This is a genomic window from Janthinobacterium sp. BHSEK, assembly GCF_056174685.1.
In genome coordinates this window covers 57,220-77,280 of sequence record NZ_JBWBYV010000010.1, presented here as the reverse complement: position 1 = coordinate 77,280, position 20,061 = coordinate 57,220, and the positions used below count along the sequence as shown (strand labels likewise).

21 protein-coding genes are annotated in these 20,061 nt (G+C 64.4%); 8 read left to right on the top strand and 13 right to left on the bottom strand.

The genetic code is table 11. The features are described from left to right. Window positions 1–12 precede the first annotated feature (12 nt). The 3 genes from AC0V2Y_RS04155 (at window position 13) to AC0V2Y_RS04145 (ending at window position 2,018) form a co-directional block, all read left to right on the top strand. Window positions 13–1,206: a PepSY-associated TM helix domain-containing protein gene (locus tag AC0V2Y_RS04155; RefSeq protein WP_475414064.1), complete on the top strand. Its 1,194-nt coding sequence runs from the start codon at window positions 13–15 to the stop codon at window positions 1,204–1,206. 161 nt (window positions 1,207–1,367) lie between these two features. Beyond that, complete coding sequence (locus AC0V2Y_RS04150; protein ID WP_475414004.1) at window positions 1,368–1,712, top strand: hypothetical protein; 345 nt, start codon at window positions 1,368–1,370, stop codon at window positions 1,710–1,712. A gap of 45 nt (window positions 1,713–1,757) precedes the next feature. Next, on the top strand, window positions 1,758–2,018 hold the full coding sequence (locus AC0V2Y_RS04145) for a hypothetical protein (protein WP_475414005.1): 261 nt from the start codon (window positions 1,758–1,760) through the stop codon (window positions 2,016–2,018). A 67-nt stretch (window positions 2,019–2,085) separates the two neighbouring features. On the opposite strand, the gene AC0V2Y_RS04140 is transcribed toward AC0V2Y_RS04145, so the two are convergent. From AC0V2Y_RS04140 to AC0V2Y_RS04115, 6 genes are all read right to left on the bottom strand, one after another. Beyond that, entirely contained in the window at window positions 2,086–2,643 is a 558-nt protein-coding gene (locus AC0V2Y_RS04140; RefSeq protein WP_475414006.1) for a fasciclin domain-containing protein, read from the bottom strand. A gap of 172 nt (window positions 2,644–2,815) precedes the next feature. Further along, window positions 2,816–4,258: an efflux transporter outer membrane subunit gene (locus tag AC0V2Y_RS04135; protein WP_475414065.1), complete on the bottom strand. Its 1,443-nt coding sequence runs from the start codon at window positions 4,256–4,258 to the stop codon at window positions 2,816–2,818. Window positions 4,259–4,302: 44 nt separating this feature from the next. After that, a complete protein-coding gene (locus AC0V2Y_RS04130; protein WP_092605785.1) occupies window positions 4,303–7,503 on the bottom strand; it encodes an efflux RND transporter permease subunit in 3,201 nt (1,066 codons plus the stop codon). Between the two features lie 2 nt (window positions 7,504–7,505). Continuing rightward, window positions 7,506–8,759: an efflux RND transporter periplasmic adaptor subunit gene (locus tag AC0V2Y_RS04125; RefSeq protein ID WP_475414007.1), complete on the bottom strand. Its 1,254-nt coding sequence runs from the start codon at window positions 8,757–8,759 to the stop codon at window positions 7,506–7,508. A gap of 281 nt (window positions 8,760–9,040) precedes the next feature. Next, window positions 9,041–9,901, bottom strand: a complete 861-nt coding sequence (locus AC0V2Y_RS04120) for an alpha/beta hydrolase (RefSeq protein WP_475414008.1) — start codon at window positions 9,899–9,901, stop codon at window positions 9,041–9,043. After that, window positions 9,898–10,068: a hypothetical protein gene (locus tag AC0V2Y_RS04115; RefSeq protein ID WP_475414009.1), complete on the bottom strand. Its 171-nt coding sequence runs from the start codon at window positions 10,066–10,068 to the stop codon at window positions 9,898–9,900. Before AC0V2Y_RS04115 ends, AC0V2Y_RS04120 begins: the two co-directional genes overlap by 4 nt. Window positions 10,069–10,259: 191 nt before the next feature. On the opposite strand from AC0V2Y_RS04115, the gene AC0V2Y_RS04110 reads away from it, so the two are divergent. The 3 genes from AC0V2Y_RS04110 to AC0V2Y_RS04100 are packed head-to-tail and all read left to right on the top strand — an operon-like array spanning window position 10,260 to window position 12,654. Beyond that, complete coding sequence (locus AC0V2Y_RS04110) at window positions 10,260–11,219, top strand: LysR family transcriptional regulator (protein WP_475414010.1); 960 nt, start codon at window positions 10,260–10,262, stop codon at window positions 11,217–11,219. Continuing rightward, window positions 11,216–12,199 (top strand): D-2-hydroxyacid dehydrogenase, encoded by a 984-nt coding sequence (locus AC0V2Y_RS04105; RefSeq protein WP_475414011.1) that lies wholly within the window; start codon window positions 11,216–11,218, stop codon window positions 12,197–12,199. Before AC0V2Y_RS04110 ends, AC0V2Y_RS04105 begins: the two co-directional genes overlap by 4 nt. Then, window positions 12,196–12,654 (top strand): hypothetical protein, encoded by a 459-nt coding sequence (locus AC0V2Y_RS04100; protein WP_475414012.1) that lies wholly within the window; start codon window positions 12,196–12,198, stop codon window positions 12,652–12,654. The genes AC0V2Y_RS04105 and AC0V2Y_RS04100 overlap by 4 nt, the downstream gene beginning before the upstream one ends. A gap of 3 nt (window positions 12,655–12,657) precedes the next feature. Here the strand turns inward: AC0V2Y_RS04100 and AC0V2Y_RS04095 are convergent, their stop codons facing one another. The 7 genes from AC0V2Y_RS04095 to AC0V2Y_RS04065 all read right to left on the bottom strand — a co-directional run bounded on the left by AC0V2Y_RS04095 (window position 12,658) and on the right by AC0V2Y_RS04065 (window position 17,565). Further along, complete coding sequence (locus tag AC0V2Y_RS04095; RefSeq protein ID WP_475414013.1) at window positions 12,658–13,161, bottom strand: DUF1993 family protein; 504 nt, start codon at window positions 13,159–13,161, stop codon at window positions 12,658–12,660. A gap of 60 nt (window positions 13,162–13,221) precedes the next feature. Next, window positions 13,222–14,097, bottom strand: coding sequence for an extracellular catalytic domain type 1 short-chain-length polyhydroxyalkanoate depolymerase (locus tag AC0V2Y_RS04090; RefSeq protein ID WP_475414014.1), 876 nt, complete (start codon window positions 14,095–14,097; stop codon window positions 13,222–13,224). Window positions 14,098–14,172: 75 nt separating this feature from the next. Further along, window positions 14,173–15,396: a sensor histidine kinase gene (locus AC0V2Y_RS04085; protein WP_475414015.1), complete on the bottom strand. Its 1,224-nt coding sequence runs from the start codon at window positions 15,394–15,396 to the stop codon at window positions 14,173–14,175. Beyond that, complete coding sequence (locus tag AC0V2Y_RS04080; protein ID WP_475414016.1) at window positions 15,393–16,103, bottom strand: response regulator transcription factor; 711 nt, start codon at window positions 16,101–16,103, stop codon at window positions 15,393–15,395. The genes AC0V2Y_RS04085 and AC0V2Y_RS04080 overlap by 4 nt, the downstream gene beginning before the upstream one ends. Then, complete coding sequence (locus tag AC0V2Y_RS04075; RefSeq protein WP_475414017.1) at window positions 16,100–16,639, bottom strand: GNAT family N-acetyltransferase; 540 nt, start codon at window positions 16,637–16,639, stop codon at window positions 16,100–16,102. The genes AC0V2Y_RS04080 and AC0V2Y_RS04075 overlap by 4 nt, the downstream gene beginning before the upstream one ends. Window positions 16,640–16,657: 18 nt before the next feature. Next, window positions 16,658–17,005 carry an SMI1/KNR4 family protein gene (locus tag AC0V2Y_RS04070; protein WP_475414018.1) on the bottom strand — a complete coding sequence of 116 codons (348 nt, stop codon included), beginning with the start codon at window positions 17,003–17,005 and terminating at the stop codon, window positions 16,658–16,660. Next, complete coding sequence (locus AC0V2Y_RS04065; protein ID WP_475414019.1) at window positions 17,002–17,565, bottom strand: GNAT family N-acetyltransferase; 564 nt, start codon at window positions 17,563–17,565, stop codon at window positions 17,002–17,004. The genes AC0V2Y_RS04070 and AC0V2Y_RS04065 overlap by 4 nt, the downstream gene beginning before the upstream one ends. Window positions 17,566–17,704: 139 nt before the next feature. Here AC0V2Y_RS04065 and AC0V2Y_RS04060 point away from each other — a divergent pair, with 139 nt between their 5' ends. Further along, entirely contained in the window at window positions 17,705–19,285 is a 1,581-nt protein-coding gene (locus AC0V2Y_RS04060; protein WP_475414020.1) for a sensor domain-containing diguanylate cyclase, read from the top strand. Between the two features lie 14 nt (window positions 19,286–19,299). Continuing rightward, a complete protein-coding gene (locus AC0V2Y_RS04055; RefSeq protein WP_475414021.1) occupies window positions 19,300–20,061 on the top strand; it encodes a lysostaphin resistance A-like protein in 762 nt (253 codons plus the stop codon).

Here is a 20,061-nt window from a genome sequence, read left to right as displayed (position 1 = left end):
GCCGCCATGCGACTGCGTCCTCCCATGGTTGTTCTGCACCGCTGGTTCGGCCTGGCGGCTGCGCTCTTCCTGTTCATTTCCGGCCTGACGGGCGCCGTGATCTCGTGGGACCACGAGCTCGACGCCTGGCTCAATCCGCAGCTGTTCCGCGCCGCCAGTGCCGCCGATGCCGGCCCCGCCAAATCGGGACTGGAGCTGGCGCGCCAGCTCGAGGCGCAGGACCGGCGCCTGCGCGTGAACTACACGCTCACGGCGATCGAGCCTGGTCACACGGCGCTGATCTCGGTGGAAGGCCGGCCCGACCCGGCCACCGGCAAGCCGTTTGAACCGGGCTTCAACCAGGTGGCCGTCGATCCGGCCACAGGCGCCATCCAGGGCACGCGCCAGTGGGGCGCGGTCTCGCTGACGCGCGAAAACCTGCTGCCTTTCCTGTATAAGCTGCACTACACCATGCACATTCCCGATGGCTGGGGCATCGAGCTGGGCGTGTGGTTCATGGGCATCATCGGCATCGTGTGGGTCCTTGACTGCGGCATCGCCCTGTACCTGTCGTTCCCGAACTGGCGCAGCTGGCGCAAGTCGCTGGCCTTCCGCTGGCGCGAAGGGGGCCACCGGCTGAACTTCGACCTGCACCGCTCGGGCGGGGTGTGGGTCTGGTTGCTGCTGCTGGTGCTGGCCGTCACCTCCGTGTCGATGAATCTGCAAACCCAGGTGATGCGTCCCCTGGTGGCGAAGTTGTCCACGCTCAGCCCGAACGCCTTCGACAGCCGCACGCCGCAGCCGCCGGAACACCCCATCGAGCCGCTGCTGACGCGCGAACAGGTTGTCGCGCTGGCGAAGACGGAAGCGGCAAGGCGGGGCTGGACGCTGCCGGCCGGCGGCGTGTTCTATTCTTCCGCCTACGGCCTGTATGGCGTCGGCTTCTTCGCGGCGGACAACGACCATGGCGACGGCGGCCTGGGCAATGCGTGGCTGTACTTCGACGGGCGCGACGGCAAGCCGGCCGGCGGCGTGGTGCCCGGCACGGGCAGCGCGGGCGACATCTTCCTGCAGGCGCAATTCCCCCTGCATTCGGGCCGCATCCTGGGCCTGCCCGGGCGCATCCTGATTTCCGCCATGGGCCTGGTGGTGGCCATGCTGAGCGCGACAGGCCTGATCATATGGCTGCGCAAGCGCCGCGCCCGCGCGGCGCAAGCGGGCAGCTGAAGACATCCTGCAAGCCATCCTGAAGGCGGACGCCACGCAGATGTAAGCGTTTGTAATGACCGTCAACGCCAGCGTCCGGGGGCGCGTTTTATGCTCAGTGATACGGGAATCACCCCGGCACCAACAGACATACCAGACAAACCACCACTGAGGACTGCACCATGAAAAAAAGCATTTTCAACCTGAGCGCTACCCTGATCGCCGGCCTGTTCGCCACCGCTGCCTTTGCCCAGACGCCTGCAGCGCCAGCAGCCTCGGTTCCCGCCAAAGTGGAAGCAGCCCACACCAAGGCCGTCGTGAAAGCCGACGCCAAGGAAGCGCAAGCCGTCGTGAAAGCGGACGCAAAAGAAGCGAAAGCCGTCGTCGCCGCGAAAACGGAAGTGGCCAGCGCCAAAACGGAAGCGGCCGCCACCAAGGCCAAGGCCCACCACAAGGCCAAGAAAACCAAGGCCAAGGCTGACGAAAAGCTGGCATCGGCCACCGCCGAAGCGGCACCCGCCAAGTAATTCCTTCTCACTGCATTCACCCGAAAAAACACCAAGGATCTCATCATGAAAAAAGTCATCGCCACCCTGATCGCCAGCCTGTTCGCCACCGCCGCTTTCGCCCAGGCGCCAGCCGCTCCCGCCGCCACGCCAGCAACGCCTGCCGTTGCAGCTGTACCGGCAGCGAAAGCGGAGGCACCGGCCGCCGCCAAGCCAGCGGAACACAAGAAAGCCAAGCATCACAAGGCGAAGAAAGCGGCACCGGCAACGCCAGCAACTCCGGCCGCACCAGCAGCTTCCGCACCGGCAGCTGCGCCAGCCAAGTAATCGCGGCCGCGCAAACCAAAAAGACAGGGTTTTCCCTGTCTTTTTTTTCATCCGCTTTTTTGTGTATTTATTTCGGCATCAGCACCGTGTCGATGACATTGATCACGCCATTCGACTGGTACACATCATAGGTGCTGATGTTGGCACTGTTGCCGCCTTCATCCATCACGACGATGTTGTGCATGCCGTTCATGGCGAACATCAGCTTGCCGCCGCTGGCCGTGGGCAAGGTGGCTTTACCGTTATGCATCTTGATTTCCTTCGCCAGCGCCTTGAAGTCGTATTTGCCGGGCACCACGTGGTAGGTGAGGATTTTCGTCAGGCTCGCCTTGTTTTCCGGTTTGACCAGGGTCTCGACGGTGCCGGCCGGCAGCTTGCCGAAGGCCGCATTCGTCGGCGCGAACACGGTGAACGGCCCCTTGCCTTTCAGGGTGTCGACCAGGCCAGCCGCCTTGACGGCGGCGACCAGGGTCGTATGGTCGGCCGAATTGACGGCGTTGTCGACGATGTCCTTGCTCGGGTACATGCTCTGGCCGCCCACCATGGTCGCCATGTCGGCGGCAAAGGGGGCGCTGGCGGCCAGCATGGAGGTGATGAACAGAGCTGCGGGAACGATGGTGCGCATGATGGTATCTCCTGGATGACTGCGTTTGCGTGATTGCAGGAGTATTTACGCGGCCTGTCCGCAAACGGATTCAACTGGTTTTCAAAAAAAACGGCGCCGTGCAGATGCCCGACGCCGTTTCGCGATGTTTTCCTTGCCGCGGGCCGGGGATGCCAGCCCGCGATGCCGGGAATCAGTTGGCCGCGACTTGCGGCTCCGTCTCGCCCCAGCCGCCGCCCAGGGCGCGGATCAGCGCCACCGTGGTGACGGCCCGGTTGCCGCGCAGCTGCACGGCGTTGCGCTCGATGGCCGCCAGGTTGCGCTGCGCGTCCAGCAGATCGAGGTAGCTGGAACGGCCCGCATCGTACAGCTTTTGCGCCAGGTCGGCCGAGCGGCGCGCCGAGACGACGGCTTCGTCGATCTGCTGCGTCTGGCCTGACAGGATGCGCAGGCCGGCCAGGTTGTCTTCCACTTCGGCGAAGGCCACCAGCACGCTCTGGCGATACGTCGCCACCGACTCTTCCAGCTGCGCTTCGCTGCGGCTCACGGCCGCCTTGTTGCGGCCACCGTCGATGATGGGCATCGACATCAGGGCGCCCAGCAGCCAGGAGCGGCTGCTCCACTTGAAGATATCCGAGAAGGTATCGGACGCGCCGCCGCCGGAAGCGTTCAGGGTCAACGCCGGGAACATGGCCGACTTGGCCACGCCGATGCGCGCATTCGACGCTTCCATGGTGCGCTGTGCCGAGGCGATGTCGGGACGGCGTTCCAGCAGCGACGATGGCATGCCGGCCGGGATCACGGGCAGGAAGCCGCTGTCCTGCAGCGGGTTGACGCCCGCCGTGAAGCTGGCGGCAGGTTTGCCCAGCAGGACGGCCAGCGCATGCTCGCTGGTGGCGCGCTGGCGCTGCAGGCCGATGGCTTCGGCGCGCACGGTCGACAGCTCCGTGCGGGCACGGGACAAATCGAATTCGCCGATGTCGCCCAGGTCGTAGCGGCGCTGGTTCACATGCACGCTTTCCTCGCGCAGGCGCACCGTCTGTTCCAGTGTCGCCAGCTCGGCGTCCGTGGCGCGCAACTGGAAGTAGGTTTGCGCCACGTCGGCCTGCAGCGACAGCAGCACCGAGCGGTAAGTCGCTTCCACGGCCAGCGCATCGCTGCGCGAGGCGCTGACGTTCGATGCCACCCTGCCGAACAGATCGACTTCGTAGCTGGCCGTCAGGCTGGCCTGGTAGACGTTGGTCGCCGCCACCGGCGCGCCGTTCGGCAAGCCGAGCGACACGGCGGAAGCGCGGTTGCGCTGGCCGCCCACGTTGACGCCCACTTGCGGAATGCGGTCCGCTTCGGCGATGCCGGCAATCGCCCTCGCCTGCTTGACGCGGGCGGCGGCCACGGCCAGGTTGGCGTTCGCCTGCGTGGCTTCGTTGATCAAGCTGGTGAGAGCCGGATCATTGAAGGCCAGCCACCACTCGCCGCGCGCCTGGCGCTCGGCTGGCACGCCCTGCTTCCAGCGCGTGCCGTCGGCTGCCGTCTGCACGGCGGGCGCTTGCGCTTCCTTGAACGCCGCCGGCGTCTCGATCTGCGGCTGCTTGAACTCGGGCGCCGCGCAGGCGGCCAGCAGCACGGCGGCGGCCATGGCGCTCAAGACGGGCGCCGCACGCCGGATGATTGCATTGGTTTTCAATATATATCTCCTTCCAGGTTCAATGCTGGCGCGGCGGCAGGCTTGGCGGCAGCATCGGCTGGTTTTTTCTCAAAACGCTGCGCCAGGGTGCGCAGCAGTACGTAGAACACGGGCGTCAGGAACAGGCCGAAGAAGGTCACGCCCAGCATGCCGGCGAAGACCGCCACACCCATCGCATGGCGCATTTCCGAACCGGCGCCGTGCGAGAACACCAGGGGCACCACGCCCATGATGAAGGCGATCGACGTCATCAGGATCGGACGCAGACGCAGACGGCACGCTTCCAGCGCCGCTTGCACAACGGTGCGGCCATGCTCTTCCAGTTCGCGCGCAAATTCCACGATCAGGATCGCATTTTTTGATGCCAGCCCCACCAGCACGAACAGCGCGATCTGGGTAAATACGTTGTTGTCACCGCCGGTCAGTTTCACGCCAAGCAAGGCGCAGAGGATCGACATCGGCACGATCAGGATCACGGCCAGCGGCAATGTCCAGCTTTCGTACTGGGCAGCGAGCACCAGGAACACCAGCAGCACGCACAGCGGGAAGACATAGATCATCGTATTGCCGGACAAGATGTCCTGATAGGTCAGCTCCGTCCATTCATACGAAATCCCCTGCGGCAGCACTTCCTTGGCGATGCGTTCCAGCGCCGCTTGCGCCTGGCCGCTCGATACGCCAGGGGCGGCGCCGCCGTTGAAGTCGGCTGCTGCATACGCGTTGTAGCGCTGCACGCGGTCCGGACCATAACTATCCTTGACGCGCATCAACGACGACAGCGGGATCATTTCACCTTTGTCATTACGCACTTTCAGCTGCGCGATATCCTGGGCATGTGAACGGAAAGCCGCATCGGCCTGCACGCGCACCTGGTAGGTGCGGCCAAACTGATTGAAGTCATTCACGTACAGCGAACCGAGGTTGATCTGCAAGGTCTGGTAGATCGTTTGCAGCTGCACGCCCATCTGCTTGGCTTTTACACGGTCGACGTCGGCGAACAGCTGCGGCACGTTGATCTGGTAGCCAGAGAACACGCCCGCCAGTTCCGGCGTCTGGTAGGCTTTCGCGGCCAGGGCCTGGGTGGCGTTGTACAGCGCGTCGTAACCGAGGTTGCCGCGGTCTTCGATCATCATCTTGAAGCCGCCGATGGTGCCGAGGCCGTTGACGGGCGGCGGCGGGAAGACCATGATGAAGGCATCCTGGATGCCGCCCAGGCGCTTGTTGATCTCGGCCGCGATGGCGCCACCCGACAATTCCTTGCTGCTGCGTTCGTCGAATGGCTTCAGGGTGGCGAAGACGATGCCGGCGTTCGGCGCATTGGTGAAGTCGTTGATCGACAGGCCTGGGAAGGCGATGGTCGATTCGACGCCGGGCACCGACTTGATGACGTCGGACATGCGGCGCACGACATCTTCCGTGCGGTCCAGCGAAGCGGCGTCGGGCAATTGCGCAAAGCCCACCAGGTATTGCTTGTCCTGCGCCGGCACGAAGCCGGCCGGCACGGACTTGAAGGTGAAGATGGCGGCAACGACCAGCAGCGCATACACGCCCAGCGAGGCGCTCTTGCGGCCCAGCACGCCCTTCACGCCCGCTTCATAGCGGTGCGAGGCGCGGCCGAAGAAGCGGTTGAACCAGGCGAAGAAGCGGCCGAAGACCATGTCCATGCCGCGCGTCAGCGCGTCTTTCGGCGCATCGTGCGGTTTCAGCAAAGCGGCCGACAGGGCCGGCGCCAGGGTCAGCGAGCTGAAAGCGGAGATCACGGTCGAAATGGCGATCGTCAGCGCGAACTGGCGGTAGAACTCGCCCGACAGACCGGGCACGAAGGCGATCGGCACGAACACGGCGCACAGCACCAGGGCGATGGCGACGATAGGACCGCTGACCTCTTTCATGGCCTGGATGGTGGCATCGCGCGGCGACAAGCCTTCCTCGATGTTGCGCTCGACGTTTTCCACCACGACGATGGCGTCATCGACGACGATACCGATGGCCAGCACGAGGCCGAACAGCGACAAGGTGTTGATCGAGAAGCCAAAGCCCAGCATCACGGCAAAGGTACCGACAATGGAGACGGGAACGGCCAGCAGCGGGATGATCGATGCGCGCCAGGTTTGCAGGAAGATGATCACCACCAGCACCACCAGGGCGATGGCCTCTAACAGGGTATGGATCACGGCTTCGATGGACGAACGCACGAACTGCGTCGGGTCGTACTCGATGCGGTATTCCACGCCTTGCGGGAAGTCTTTTTTCAGCTCGTCCATCTTGGCGCGCACGTCGGACGACAGTTGCAGCGCGTTGGCATTCGGTGCCTCGAAAATACCCATGCCGACGGCAGGATTATTGTTCAGCAGCGAACGCAGCGAGTAGCTGTTGGCGCCCATTTCCACGCGCGCCACGTCCTTCAGGTGCGTCACGGCGCCGTCGGCATTGGTGCGCACGATGATGGCGCCGAATTCCTCGGGCGTCTGCAGACGGCCCTGGGTATTGACGGTCAGCTGGAAGTCCGAGTTCTTCGCCGGCGAGGCGCCGATCACGCCGGCGGCCACCTGCACGTTCTGCTCGCGGATGGCGTCGACGACGTCATTGGCCGTCATGCCGCGCGCCGCCACCTTTTGCGGGTCGAGCCAGATGCGCATGGCGTAGTCGCCGGCGCCGAAGATCTGGATGTCGCCCATGCCGGGCAAACGGGCCAGTTGATCCTTGACGTTCAGCACCGCGTAGTTACGCAGGTACATATCGTCATAGCGCTTGTTGGGCGACACCAGGTGCACGACCATGGTCAGGTTGGGCGAGGACTTGACGGTCGTCACGCCGATCTGGCGCACTTCCTCGGGCAGGCGCGGCAAGGCGCGCTGCACGCGGTTCTGCACCTGCGTCTCGGCCTGCTCGACGTTGGTGCCGATCTTGAAGGTCACGGTCAGCATCATCGCGCCATCGGACGTGTTTTGCGAGGACATGTAGAGCATGTTCTCGACGCCGTTGATCTGCTCTTCGAGCGGCGCGGCCACGGTTTCGGCGATCACTTTCGGGTTGGCGCCCGGGTATTGCGCGCGCACCACCACGGATGGCGGCACGACGTCGGGATATTCGGAGATGGGCAGGCCGAATATCGACAGCAGCCCGGCCACGAATATGACGATCGACAGCACCGCCGCGAAAATCGGCTTGTCGATGAAAAAGCGGGAAAAATTCATGTTTATTCCTTGGAAGTCGATGCTGCTTTCGCGGCGATCTTGGCGTCTTTTACTTCAGGTTTTGCGGGAGCGACGGGCGCGGTCGGGTCGAAATCCATCGCCACCATCTGCGGCGTCACGGGCGCGCCGGGGCGCACGCGCTGCAAGCCGTTGACGACGATCTTCTCGCCCGCCTTCAAGCCTTCGCGCACCACGCGCAAGCCGTCCGAGGTCGGGCCCAGCTTGACGGCACGGTATTCGGCCTTGTTATCGGCGCCCACCACGTAGACATATTTACGGCTTTGATCCGTGCCGACGGCGCGGTCGGAGATCAGCAGCGCCGTGCTTTGCGCGTGCGGACCATTGCCGCCGTCGAGCTGGATGCGCGCGAACAGACCCGGCACCAGCTGGCGCTCGGCGTTGGCGAAGGTGGCGCGCATGCGCACGCTGCCCGTGGCCGGGTCGAGCTGGTTGTCGACGAATTCCAGCTTGCCTTCGTGCGGGAAGCCTGTTTCGTTGGCCAGGCCTACCTTGACGGTGACGGGCGTGCCCTTTTGCGCCGTGCCGGCCACGCGCAGATAGGTATCTTCATCGCCGTCGAAGCTGGCGTAGATGCGGTCCGTCGACACCACCGAAGTCAAAATGGCGGAAGCGTCGATCAGGTTGCCGACGGTGATTTCCGCTTTGCTGACGCGGCCGCTGATCGGCGCCTGCACCTGCGTGTACGACAGGTTCAGCCTGGCCGCTTCATACGCGGCTTGCGCCGAGCGGACATTCGCGTCCAGCTCTTTCAGGCCCGAGGCCTTTTCATCGAATTCGCGCTGGGCGATGGCTTTTTCGGCCAGCAGCTTTTCAGCGCGCGACAGTTCCAGCTTGGCCAGTTCCGCCTTGGCGCGGGCGGAAGCGGCCGTGCCTTCGGCGCGCGACACTTCGGCCTGGAAGGGGCGCGGATCGATGACGAACAGCACATCGCCCTTTTTGACTTCGCTGCCCGGCTTGAAGTTGACGGCCGTGATGAAGCCGCCGACGCGCGAGCGGATTTCCACGCGCTCGATCGCTTCCAGGCGGCCCGAGAATTCCTGCGTTTCCGTGATCTGTTTTTCCACGACGGCGGCGGCCGAGATGGGCGGGCCGCCGGCCGCTGGCGCGTCGGGCACCCTGCTGTTGGCCGAATCGCAGCCGGCCAGGCTCACGGCCACCAGTCCCGCCAGCGCGAGCGAGGCCGCGAGAGGCTTGATGAGCGTACCTAAGGTGGAAAATTGTTGAACGTTTTTCATTTTATTTCCCTGTTTTATGAAAATTTCTAATGGTATGGGCGACATGAAGCAACCCAGCTAAAAGTGGAAACTGCAGCGTATGGTGGTGCCATGGCGCCCGACGGCGCTCGATCAAAGGTAAACGGGCCGCCAGCTGTTTAAAAGCGGGCGGGGACGACGAAGCTGGCTGTGCGAGCGCACAACGCAGACAGGAAGGGAACTACACTGCGTAGTGTAGCAACCGAAACTCAAAAAGTAAACTGATTAGTGTAAGTTTTTTTGCGGTGCCGCGGATGGCGGCCTCATGACTCGGGCTCCTGCCCCAGTCCGGCGACGAAACTGCTAATTTCGCTCAATACCTGCACCTTGCAGGCGCATTCATTACGGGCGGTCGCGTCCTGCAGCGGCGCGGCGGCCATGCGCCGCACGGTGGTCTTGATGCCGCAGGCGATCAATTTGCTGCCGTATTGTTCAGCCTCGTCGCGCAATGGGTCGTCTTCGCTGGACAAGATCAAGGCCGGCGGCAGGTTCTTCAGGCGACTCGACTGCAATGGCGATGCGTACGGATGGGTACGGTCAGCGGCATTCGGCAGGTAGCCGCGATAGGCGGCGGCGCACTGGTCGGCCACTTCGGCCAGGTCCGGACAGGTCGGCAAGTGGCGCATCGAACAGGTCGACAGGCCGGGGTCGAGCATGGGCATGATCAGCACCTGGCCCGCGAGGGGCGGTCCGCCCCGGTCGCGCGACATCATGGCGCACACGGCAGCCAGGTTGGCGCCCGCTTCGATGCCCGACACCACCATCTGCTTGCCCGTCCAGCCCAGCTTGGACTTGTTCTTTTTCGCCCACAGCAGCACGGCATGCGCGTCTTCCACGGCGGCGGGGAATGGCCGCACCTTCGCCAGCGTGTAGTTCGCGGCCAGCACCACGTGGTCGGGGTTGCTCAGCACGAGGCAGCGCAGGAAGTCGTCCGCGTCGTCCAGGTCGCCGGCCACAAAGCCGCCGCCATGGAAGAAGACCATCAGGTTCGGCTGCTTGGCGCCCGGCACGCCGGCCGTGTAGACGCGCGCGCCGAGCGCATCTTGCGCGCCCTGCACCTGGATGTCGCGTATCTTCAGCGCCTGGCCAGGCGCCAGTTCGGCCGCGTTGTCGGCAAACGTCATTGCGCCACCACCGGCTGCACCGCAGCATCGCGCACCGCGTCGTTCAGGCACAACAGGGCGACGCCGCCCACTTCATGGGTCAGGGCGCTATAACCGCTGGCTTCGCTTTGCGCCGCCAACGAGTAGGCATCCGTCGATACCATCGCGGCCAGAGCGAGCGAGCTCATAGCGAGAGCAAGCACTGCAAAGATTCCATTCCGATAAGCCATGATGTTTCTCCTGTTGTCCTTCCTGCGGCAATCACATTTATGCTGCAGTACAACAACTATAGACTTGATCTACAATCTGATAAAGAGTGCAATGCCGAATTGATTGTTCAGAATCCTGAATAATCACGTGGAAAGTGATAGGAAATCAAGTGAACAAGCTGCAAGCCATGGAAGTCTTCATCCAAGTCGTCGATGCGGGCGGCTTTACGCGCGCGGCGGAAAACATGCAGTTGCCGAAAGCCACCGTGTCGACCCTGATCCAGTCGCTGGAAAGCAGCCTGTCGGTTAAGTTGCTCAACCGCACCACGCGCCACGTCAGCATCACCTCGGACGGCGCCGCCTACTACGAACGCTGCGTGCGCATCCTGTCCGACGTGCGCGAGGCCGAGGAATCGCTGTCGCGCACGCGCCTGAGCCCCAGCGGACGGCTGCGCGTGGATGCGCCCACGGCCCTGGCCAGCGAACTGATCATCCCCGCCCTGCCCGACTTTTTCGCCCGCTACCCGGACATCTCGCTGGAACTCGGCTGCAGCGACCGCCCCGTCGACCTGATCGAGGAAGGCGTCGACTGCGCCGTGCGCGGCGGAGAATTGGGCGATTTGAACCTGATCGCGCGCCGGGTCGGCGTATTGCATTTCATCACCTGCGCCGCGCCCGGCTACCTGGCGCGCCATGGCACGCCGCTGCACCCGAACGACCTGGCGCAGCACCGGGGCGTGAATTTCTTCTCCGCCAAGACGGGCAAGACCTTCGACTGGGATTTCACGCGCGCCGGCGAGCGCATCCAGATGTCCATGCCCAGCCATATCGCCCTGAACGACTCGAACGCCTACGCGGCCGCCGGCCTGGCGGGCCTGGGCATCGTGCAAATGACGCATTTCATGCTTGCGCCGCTGCTGGAACAGGGCAAAATGGTGGAATTGCTGGGCGATTGGGAATCCGACCCGCTGCCCATTCACGTGATCTATCCGCCCAACCGCCACCTGTCCGCCAAGGTGCGCGTGTTCGTCGAATGGGTCGCCGACATGTTTACCAACCACCCGGCCACGCAGCTGAAGGGCAAGAGCCCCCTGCCCGCGCGTGCCGCCCTGACCGAGGCCCAGCCATGACCGCAGCAAGCACACCACCGCACCTGCACCCGCACCGCATCGTCTTTCTCGACCGCGACAGCCTGATCGCCACCGTGCGCCCGCCCGCCTTCGCCCACAGCTGGGAAGAGTTTCCGCACACCAAGGGCAGCGAACAGACGGTAGCCCGCCTGCAAGGCTCCACCATCGCCATCACCAATAAAGTGCCGCTGCGCGCGGCCGAACTGGCGCAACTGCCCGACCTGAAGATGATCGCCGTGGCCGCCACGGGCACGGACATCCTCGACCTGGCAGCCTGCCGCGAACGGGGCATTATCGTCGCGAATATCCGCGACTATGCGCGCGCCACCGTGCCCGAGCATACCCTGGCGCTGATGCTGGCCCTGCGCCGCCAGCTCATCGCCTACCGCTTTGATGTGGAAGCGGGCCTGTGGCAGGCATCGGACCGCTTCTGCCTGTTCGGCCACCCGATCCGCGACCTGGCGGGCAGCCGCCTGGGTCTGCTCGGCTACGGCGCGCTGGGCAAGTCCGTGGCGCAGCTGGGGCGCGCCTTCGGCATGCAGGTGATCGTCCACAACCGTTCCCCGATCCAGGAAGATGGCGTGAAGGAAGTGAGCTTCGACGAACTGCTGGCCAGCTCCGACGTGCTGAGCCTGCACCTGCCCCTGACGGACAAGACGCGCAACATCATCGGAGAGCAAGAGCTGGCGCGCATGCAGCCCACGTCCCTCCTGATCAACACGGCGCGGGGCGGCCTCGTCGATGAAGCGGCGCTGGCCCAGGCATTGACGAACGGCGTGATCGCCGGCGCCGGCTTCGACGTGCTGTCGAAGGAACCGCCGCCGCCAGACAATCCGCTGTTGAACTTGCATCTGCCCAACTTCATCCTCACGCCCCACACGGCCTGGGCCAGCGGCGAGGCCATGCAAAAGCTGGCCGACATATTGATCGGCAACGTGGAAGCGTTCGAACGCGGTGCTCCCGTGAACGTGGTGGCATGAGCGCCTTGCACGAACTCGATGAATTGCTGTGCGGCGACGACGAGGAATACGACCGCCTCGACCTGTTTCAGGAGGCGGACGAACTGATCGGGCAACTGCGGACGGCCGACGTACCCGCGCTGCTGGCCCTGTGGCAAGCGCGCAGCCTGTGCTGGCAACAGCGCTTCACGCAAGCGAGCAGTTCCATCGACGGCGCCATGCTGCGCGCCCTGCTGGCCGGTTTGCTGCAGATCAAGGAGACGTTCCACGGCGTGTTCGAACTGATGAGCCGCCTGCCGCCCATGGCCGACCATTCCCCGCTCAGCGACGCCCTGCTCGATTACGCCGAGCGAGCCTGGTATGCGCAGGGGGCGGCAAGACACCGGCAAATCCAGATCAGTTGCTGGAGCTGCGGGCTGTCGGGCCGGCTGCTGAAGCGGCTGGGGCTGTCTGCCTGGAAGGATGCGGGGCTGTAGCCGCTACGGCGCGGCGGGACGCTCAAAGCTGAAACCCGGCGCATACGCGTGATAACCGTCGAAATCGCCCTTGCCGATGGCGGCACCGCTGCTGCGGGCAATCGCATACGCCATGCTGAAGTGAAAGTAGAAATTCGGCTGGATGTACAGATTCAAGTACTCATCGGCCGGCAGCGCGATGTCGGCAAAACCGGCCCGGTCGCGGCAGATGCGTCCGGGCGGCCCGTCGAAGCGTTCAGGGGGAATCGCCTTGAGGTAGCGCATGGTCTGCGCGATCTGTTCCTGCAGGCTGGCGGCATCGCTGAAATCGGCTACCTCCAGCCCCGCCAGCGGGCAGCAGCCGCGCAGGGAAAAGCTCACGGCCGCGCGTACCTGCTGGGCGAACGGCAGCATGTCCGGGTGCAGCCGCGCCGCCAGCAGCTGCGGCGCCGTGCCGGTCTTGGCGAGCATGGCGGAGAGCTGCGCCAGCGAGCGACAAAAGATGGTGACGGGGTGGCTGTTCATCATTTCCTTGTGCAAGATTCAAGATGACAAGAGTGTGCCACAGGCACCCGCGTCCCCGCAGCGTTATCGCCGGTGCTTGCTGAAAAATTCCCACATCACCTCATTTGCATCGATGGCGCGCGTGGTCTTGCCGATGGGCAGGCCAACATTGAAGGCGTCGGCACCGGGCCACGTGTGGCCGCCATCCTTGACGGTGAGCAAAGCCACGCTGGCGCCGCCCGCACCCTGTTCCAGCCAGCTTACTTGCGTGGCATCGCCGGCAGGGCCAGGCATCAGGCGCGGCTGCGGCGCGGCGCCGTCGATGCCATTGTGCCTGCGCCAGTAGGCGAAGGTGTCTTCGGCCGACAGATAGCTGGCGGCCTTGCCCTCGAACAGCACGACCTTGTCGGCCGTGCCCTGTATCAGCAGCATGCCGACCTTGTCCTTCTGCTGGTGATGCTGCCGCACGGGTTCCGGCATGGGCGCGCCCACCGAGGCAACGGCGGCGAACTGCTGGGGCAATTCCGCCGCCAGGCGCAGGGCAAAGAAACCGCCGCGCGACAGGCCCGTCGCATACACGCGCTTGTCATCGATGCGGTAATCCTGCTTGAGCTTGCTCAATATCGCCTGCGTAAAACCGACATCGTCCGTGCCTGCCAGGTAATCCATGCCGAAGCCCACGTTCCAGTCTTGCTTGATGCCTTGCGGATACACAACGATGAACCGGTGGCGCTCGGCCGCCTTGTTCATCTGCGTGTACAGCATCTGTTCCGCCATGCTCATGCCGCCGCCATGGAAATTGAAGACGACGGGAAACGCCTGCCGCGGCGCCTGGTCGTAGGCGGCGGGCGTGTAGACGATGTAGCGGCGTTTTTGCTCTTTGTGGACGAGGCTGCTCACTTGCGCCGGCGCGGGGATGCTGGTGCACGCCAGCACCAGCAGGCTGATAAGAAGTTTCATGCGGTTTTCTCCATTCATCAAGAACTTGCAGCTTATGCAAGCGCCGGTGAAATCGCGGTGAAATCTGCCTGCTTTTTATGGTTTCTGGAGGGGAATGATGTCGACGCGGTAGTGCGCCTCGCCCGGATGGAAACGGATTTCCCAGCGCATGGCCCGCGCCACGCGCCCCAGCAAGCTTTGCCCATGCGCAAAGCCCTGGATGCGCCGCGGCTGCCCCGCCGGCACGGTATTGCTGATGCTCAGGCAGCCTTGTGCAAACGCAATGTTGATGCGGCAAGCGGGGCCGCCATGGAACAGGGCGTTCGCCAGACAGTTATTGATGAGCAACATCGTCAGCTGCCTATTGCCGACCACGTCCAGCCGCTCGGGCAAGTCCAGCGCCAGCAGGCTGGCATCCCAACGATGTTCGTCGAGCAGGCGCAGCAGGCATTGCTCTATGCAGCCGCGCAACTCGACTACTTCGCCGGACACCTGCTCTGCCCGCGCCAGCGCGAACAGCACCTCGATGGTGGCGCGCATCTCGTCCGTGGATTCCCGCAGCTGCGCCTGCTCCTGCCCGCCCAGCGGCTGCGCGCCGGCCAGCGCCAGGCTGTTGTGCATCAAAGTGAGCGGCGTGCGCAGTTCGTGGCTGACGTCGCGCGCGAATGCCTGTTCGCGCCGCAACACCGTTTGCAGTTCGGTAAACGTGGTTTCCAGGCGGCGCGCAAGGAAACCGATCTCGTCGGGGCGGTCGCGCTCGCTGAAATGCACGGCGCCGCCGGGCGCCAGCTGGCGCGCTTCCCGGGCCAGGCGCTGCAAGGGCAGCACGAGGCGGCGCGCCAGCCAGTACGCCAGCAGCAGGGCCAGGGCGATCAGCGCCAGGGCCACGCCAGCGACGACACCGCCCACTTCCCGCGCCAGGCGCTGCACCACCAGCACGGGCGCCACATCCGCCAGCAGATAGCTGCGCTGCGGCTTGCCCGCAGCAACGAGGTCCAGCGCCAGCACGTGATAATGCTGGCCCGTCGTCGTGAACACTTCGCCGCGCGGGGCAGACGGCGGCACTTGCGCGCGCACCGCTTGAGGCAAGTCAAGGTAACGGCCATAAACCGTGATGAGGTCGCCGCCAGACGGCGTAAGCTTGCCGTGCTGCTGCCAGCGCATGCTGATGGCCGCCGCTTCGCGCTCGAGCAGGCGCTGCACCAGCATATCTTCCGTCACGTAGGCGATCACCAGCGCCAGACCCGTGTAGCACAGGCACAGCAGGACGGTGAAACCGGCCAGGGCCGCGAACAGCCGGCGGCGGATCGACTTGGTCATGGGGGCGCCGCAGAGTCGAAGGCCAGGCGGTAGCCCAGCTGCGGGATGGTCACGAGCATACCCGCCGCGCCAGCCCCTCCAACCAGTTCCAGCTGCTTGCGCAGCGCGTAGATGTGCGATTTGAGGGCGTCACTGTCGGGCGGCTGGCTGCCCCACAGGGCTTGCAGCAAGGCCGAGCGCGATACGGCATGCGGATGCTCGCGGCACAGCAGCAGCAAAATTTTAAAACCCGTCTGCGTCAGCGGTAGGAATGCGTCACGGTACAGGGCGCGTCCTGCGCGCGTCTGCAAGGTGAAAGGGCCCACGCGCATTTCCTGGTGCACGTGCAGCTGCTGCCGGCGCGCCAGCGCCTCGCAGCGCAAGGCCACTTCGCGCAAGTCGAAGGGCTTGGTCAGATAGTCGTCCGCGCCGTCGCGAAAACCGCGTGCCTTGTCTTCATAAGAGTCGCGTGCCGTCAGCATCAGGATCGGCACATTGCTGGGCGCGGCCGCCTTGATGGCGCGGCACACTTGCAAGCCATCGATATCGGGCAGGTTCAGGTCCAGCAGCACCACGTCATAGGGGTTGCGCGTGGCCAGCGCGACACCGAGCGCGCCCGTGCCCGCATGGTCCGTCTGCCACTGCAAGCCGTCGAGGAAGTCGAGCACCTGGCGCGCGATGCCCAGGTGGTCTTCCACCAGCAGGATATTCAAGGGCGCTTTGCTCATGGCACGCCGGCAAGGCGCGCGTACAGCCAGAAGTTGCCCGATCTTCCACGGATTTGCCGGTAGCAGCGCAGATAGCCTTCCCGCTCGAAATGGCAACGCTCGAGCACGCGCAGCGAACGCTCGTTGCTTTCCAGCACGGTCGCCTGGATACGCAGCAAGCCCAGGCGCTGGAAGCCCCAGTCCACGACGGCATTCACGATGGACGTGGCCACGCCCCGCCCCCACACGGCGGGCGCCAGGTCGTAGGCGATTTCGGCCGTGCGGTGCTGTGGGGAAATCGCATTCAAGCCGATCGTGCCCACCAGCTGGCCGCCGTCGCGCAGCACGACGGCCAGCCGTATCGGCGAAGTCGGCTGGGCCGACGCGTAATCATCGAAATTGGCCTGCAGGTCGTCAATGCTGCGCAAGTCCCAGCTCGTGTGTTTGATGACGACAGGGTCGGCCAGGCAGGCATACCAGGCGGACGCGTCGCTGCGTTCCAAGTGGCGCAAGGTCACGAGGGGATGGGTGGAACGGGGCAAGTCGGCCGGCTTCATCGTTGGCTCCTGGAATAGTCAATCGACGGGGCAATCGGCGGCCAGCCAGGCGGCGAAATCATCGGCGACCCGCTCGAAATCCTCGCGCTGCATCGAGCCATGGCCCACCAGATACACGGCGCGCTCGGCGCCATCAAGCGCCAGCATGACGGCGCGCCCGCCGCTGTCGTCGCCGATGGTGAGGTAGCCGGGGCAGGATTGCTGCGTGTCATATGTTTCGTTGCGCTCCATCAAACTTTCTGCGCCGTACAGCAATACCTGCTCGCCCCGCATGCCCTCTTGCCAGTGCTGCAGAAAGCCCTTGTAGTACGCCGGCAAGGCGTGGCCCAGCCAGCGTTCCAGCGCGTCGATCGCTTGCCCGCTCACGCGGCGTCCTTGCGCCGCGCTTCCCACTCGCGCCGCAGCAAGCCGTACAGTGCCGAATCGCTGACGTGGCCGCCGACGATCCAGCGCTCCGGCAAAAAGCCTTCCTTATTAAAACCCTGGCGTTCGAGGGCGCTGGCCGAGCCGGCGTTGAGCGGGTCGATATCGGCTTCCAGGCGGTTCAGGTCGCGCTCGACGAAGGCGTACTCGATCAGCGCCGACAGCGCTTCGTGCATATAGCCACGGCCCCAGTGCGGACGCGCCAGCGCGTAGCCGATCTCGGCGCGGCGGTTCTGGCGGTGCACGGAAAACAGCGTGCAGCTGCCCACATATTCGCCCGTCGCCTGCAGTTCGATGGCGAAGCGGAAGAATTCTTCATTCTCGAAGGCGGCACTATCCTCGGCGATCTGGCGCGCGGCGCGGCCGGCGTCATCCCAGGGCGGTTCGCTGAAATAGCGCATCACTTCGGGATCGGCATGCATGGCGAACAGGGCCGCCTCATCGGATGGCTGCGGCTTGCGCAGGATCAGGCGTTCGGTGGTGAGGATTTTCGTGTAAGCCATGCAACTCCAATCGAAGGTTCAAACGGACGATGCCTATTATTCCATGCAACTATAGTGATGTGGCAACTTTGCAAGCTTGCTTTTTAATGTAGTATGGCAATGTTTTATCATATCATTGATGCAACTTCATAATCCGCTTATGCACGCAGTAAAGAATATCCCCGACACCGACGCCCTCGCGGCGCAGCCCGAGGTCCTGGGCCGGCACAAGCGGCCGGTGACCGCCTGGGCCAGCATCGCCTTTTTCTGCATGTGCGCCATCTTGCTCGGCATGACGGTGTGGATCGTCTGGTCTTCGCGCGAAGTGCGCTTGCGCGAAGCGCGGACGACGACGGAAAACATGGCGCGCACCCTGTCCACGCAAGCGTACATGGAACTGGAAATCGCCGATGTGATGCTGGAAGATATTGCAGAACACGTCAGGAACGAAGGCAATAATGACCATACCGGCGAACGGCTGCAGTCGCATCTGCAACAGTTGTCGAAAAATATCGTGGAAATTGCCGGCGTCTTCATCTTCGACGGACAGGGAGAGCTGCTGGCCTCCTCCGGCACCAGGCAGGACGGCAACAATGCCGACCGCAAATACTTTATCTACCACCAGACGCATGCGCAGCTGGGCAGCCATATCAGTGCGCCCGTGCGCAGCAAATCAAGCGGGCAATGGGTATTGCCCGTTTCGCGCCGGGTCGAAGCAAAGGATGGCACGTTTGCCGGCGTGGTGCTCGTCACCCTGGGGCTGAACTCCTTCGAACGCATCTACGCCACGCTCAACCTGGGCAATACGGGCACGGCCTTCTTTGCCCTCGATGACGGCACCCTGATCTACCGGCGGCCATTCCAGCCCGAGGTGATCGGCATGGATATTTCTTCTGGCGCCATCTTGCAGGCCTACCGCGACCAAGGCCCCGTCGGCACGGCGATGATGACGGCGAAAGTGGACGAAATCGAACGGCTGTACAGCTATCGCCATCTGCAGCGCTTTCCCGTCATCGTGGCGGCGGGCTTGTCGAAGGACGACATTTTTGCCGAATGGCAATGGTTGAGCATGCAAATCGTGCTGGCCTCGCTGGCGGCGGGGGCGCTGCTGCTGTACCTGTTCCGCAAGCTGATGCGGCAAATTGCCATACGCGACCGTATCGAGGCCAGCCTGCGCCTGGCCAGCACGCAGTTGCAGCGCGCCAATGCGGACCTGGCGGCGCGGGCGTCGCAAGACGGCTTGACGGGGCTGGCTAACCGCCGCTGTTTCGATGAAACGCTGGCGCATGAACTCAATCGCGCCCAGCGCAGCGGGCATCCGGTGTCGCTGATCATGCTGGACGTGGATTTCTTTAAAAAATTTAACGACCAGTACGGTCATGTGGCCGGCGACGCTTGCCTGCAGGCCGTTGCCAGCGCCGTGGCGCGCAGCGTGGGCCGGGCCGAGGACCTGGCGGCGCGCTATGGCGGCGAAGAGTTTGCCGTGATCATGCCCGGCGCCAGCGCTGCGGGCGCGCTGGAAGTGGCCGAAGCCATCCGCGCGGCCGTCGAAGCGCTGCAAGTCCCCCACGCGGCCAGCGCGAACGGTGTCGTGACCGTCAGCCTGGGCGCGGCCACGCTCCAGCCCGGCCAGGAGCGGCGCGCGGACAGCAGCGAACTGATACGCCAGGCCGATGCCTTGCTGTACCAGTCGAAAAACAGCGGCCGCAACCGCGTCACCATCCATGCGCCAGCAACATGACACATACATTTCCGATGAAAAAAATTCACATCACCATGCCGCTTGCCCTGGGCGCACTGGCCGTCTGGCTGGGCTTGAGCATGGGCGGCCGCTGGCTGGAATCCGCCGGCTACGCCTTGCCGGGCGCAGCCGTCACCGGCCGTATCGGCCTGTCGTGGGCGCTGGCCGCACTGTTTGCGCTGGCGCTGCTGCTGGCATCCAGCCGGCCCCGCGAAGCGGGCCTGTGCGCACCGCAGCCCTGGAAAACAGTGTGGCTCGCCTCGCCGCCCCTGTTGTATGCGCTGTTGATGCTGTTGCTGGCCTGGGCCGGCGGCTGGCCGCAGCCGCGCGTGCTGCTGATCGTCGCCTGCAATGCGGCGCTGGTGGCCATCTCGGAAGAGCTGATGTTCCGCGCCATCTTGCTGCAAGGCATGCTGGACCGCTACGCCGTCTGGCCCGCCGTCCTGATGTCCTCGGCGCTGTTCGGCCTGGCCCATACGGCCAACGGCCTGGCCTCGGGCGACGTCAGCGGCGCCCTGTGGCAAGCCGTCGCCGCCACCCTGCAGGGCATCGGCTATGCCGCCATCCGCCTGCGCACCCGCTCGATATGGCCGATGGTGCTCGTGCATGGACTGTGGGACTACGCGCTGGTGACGGCCACCTTGCCGCACCCGGCCGAGGATGGCGCGTCGATCCTGCCGTATGTCGCCCTGCTGGCCGTGCTGCCCCTGTGCCTGTACGGCGTCTACCTGCTGCGCCCCAGCCAGCGGGCTGGCATCTCTCAACTGCAAGTATAG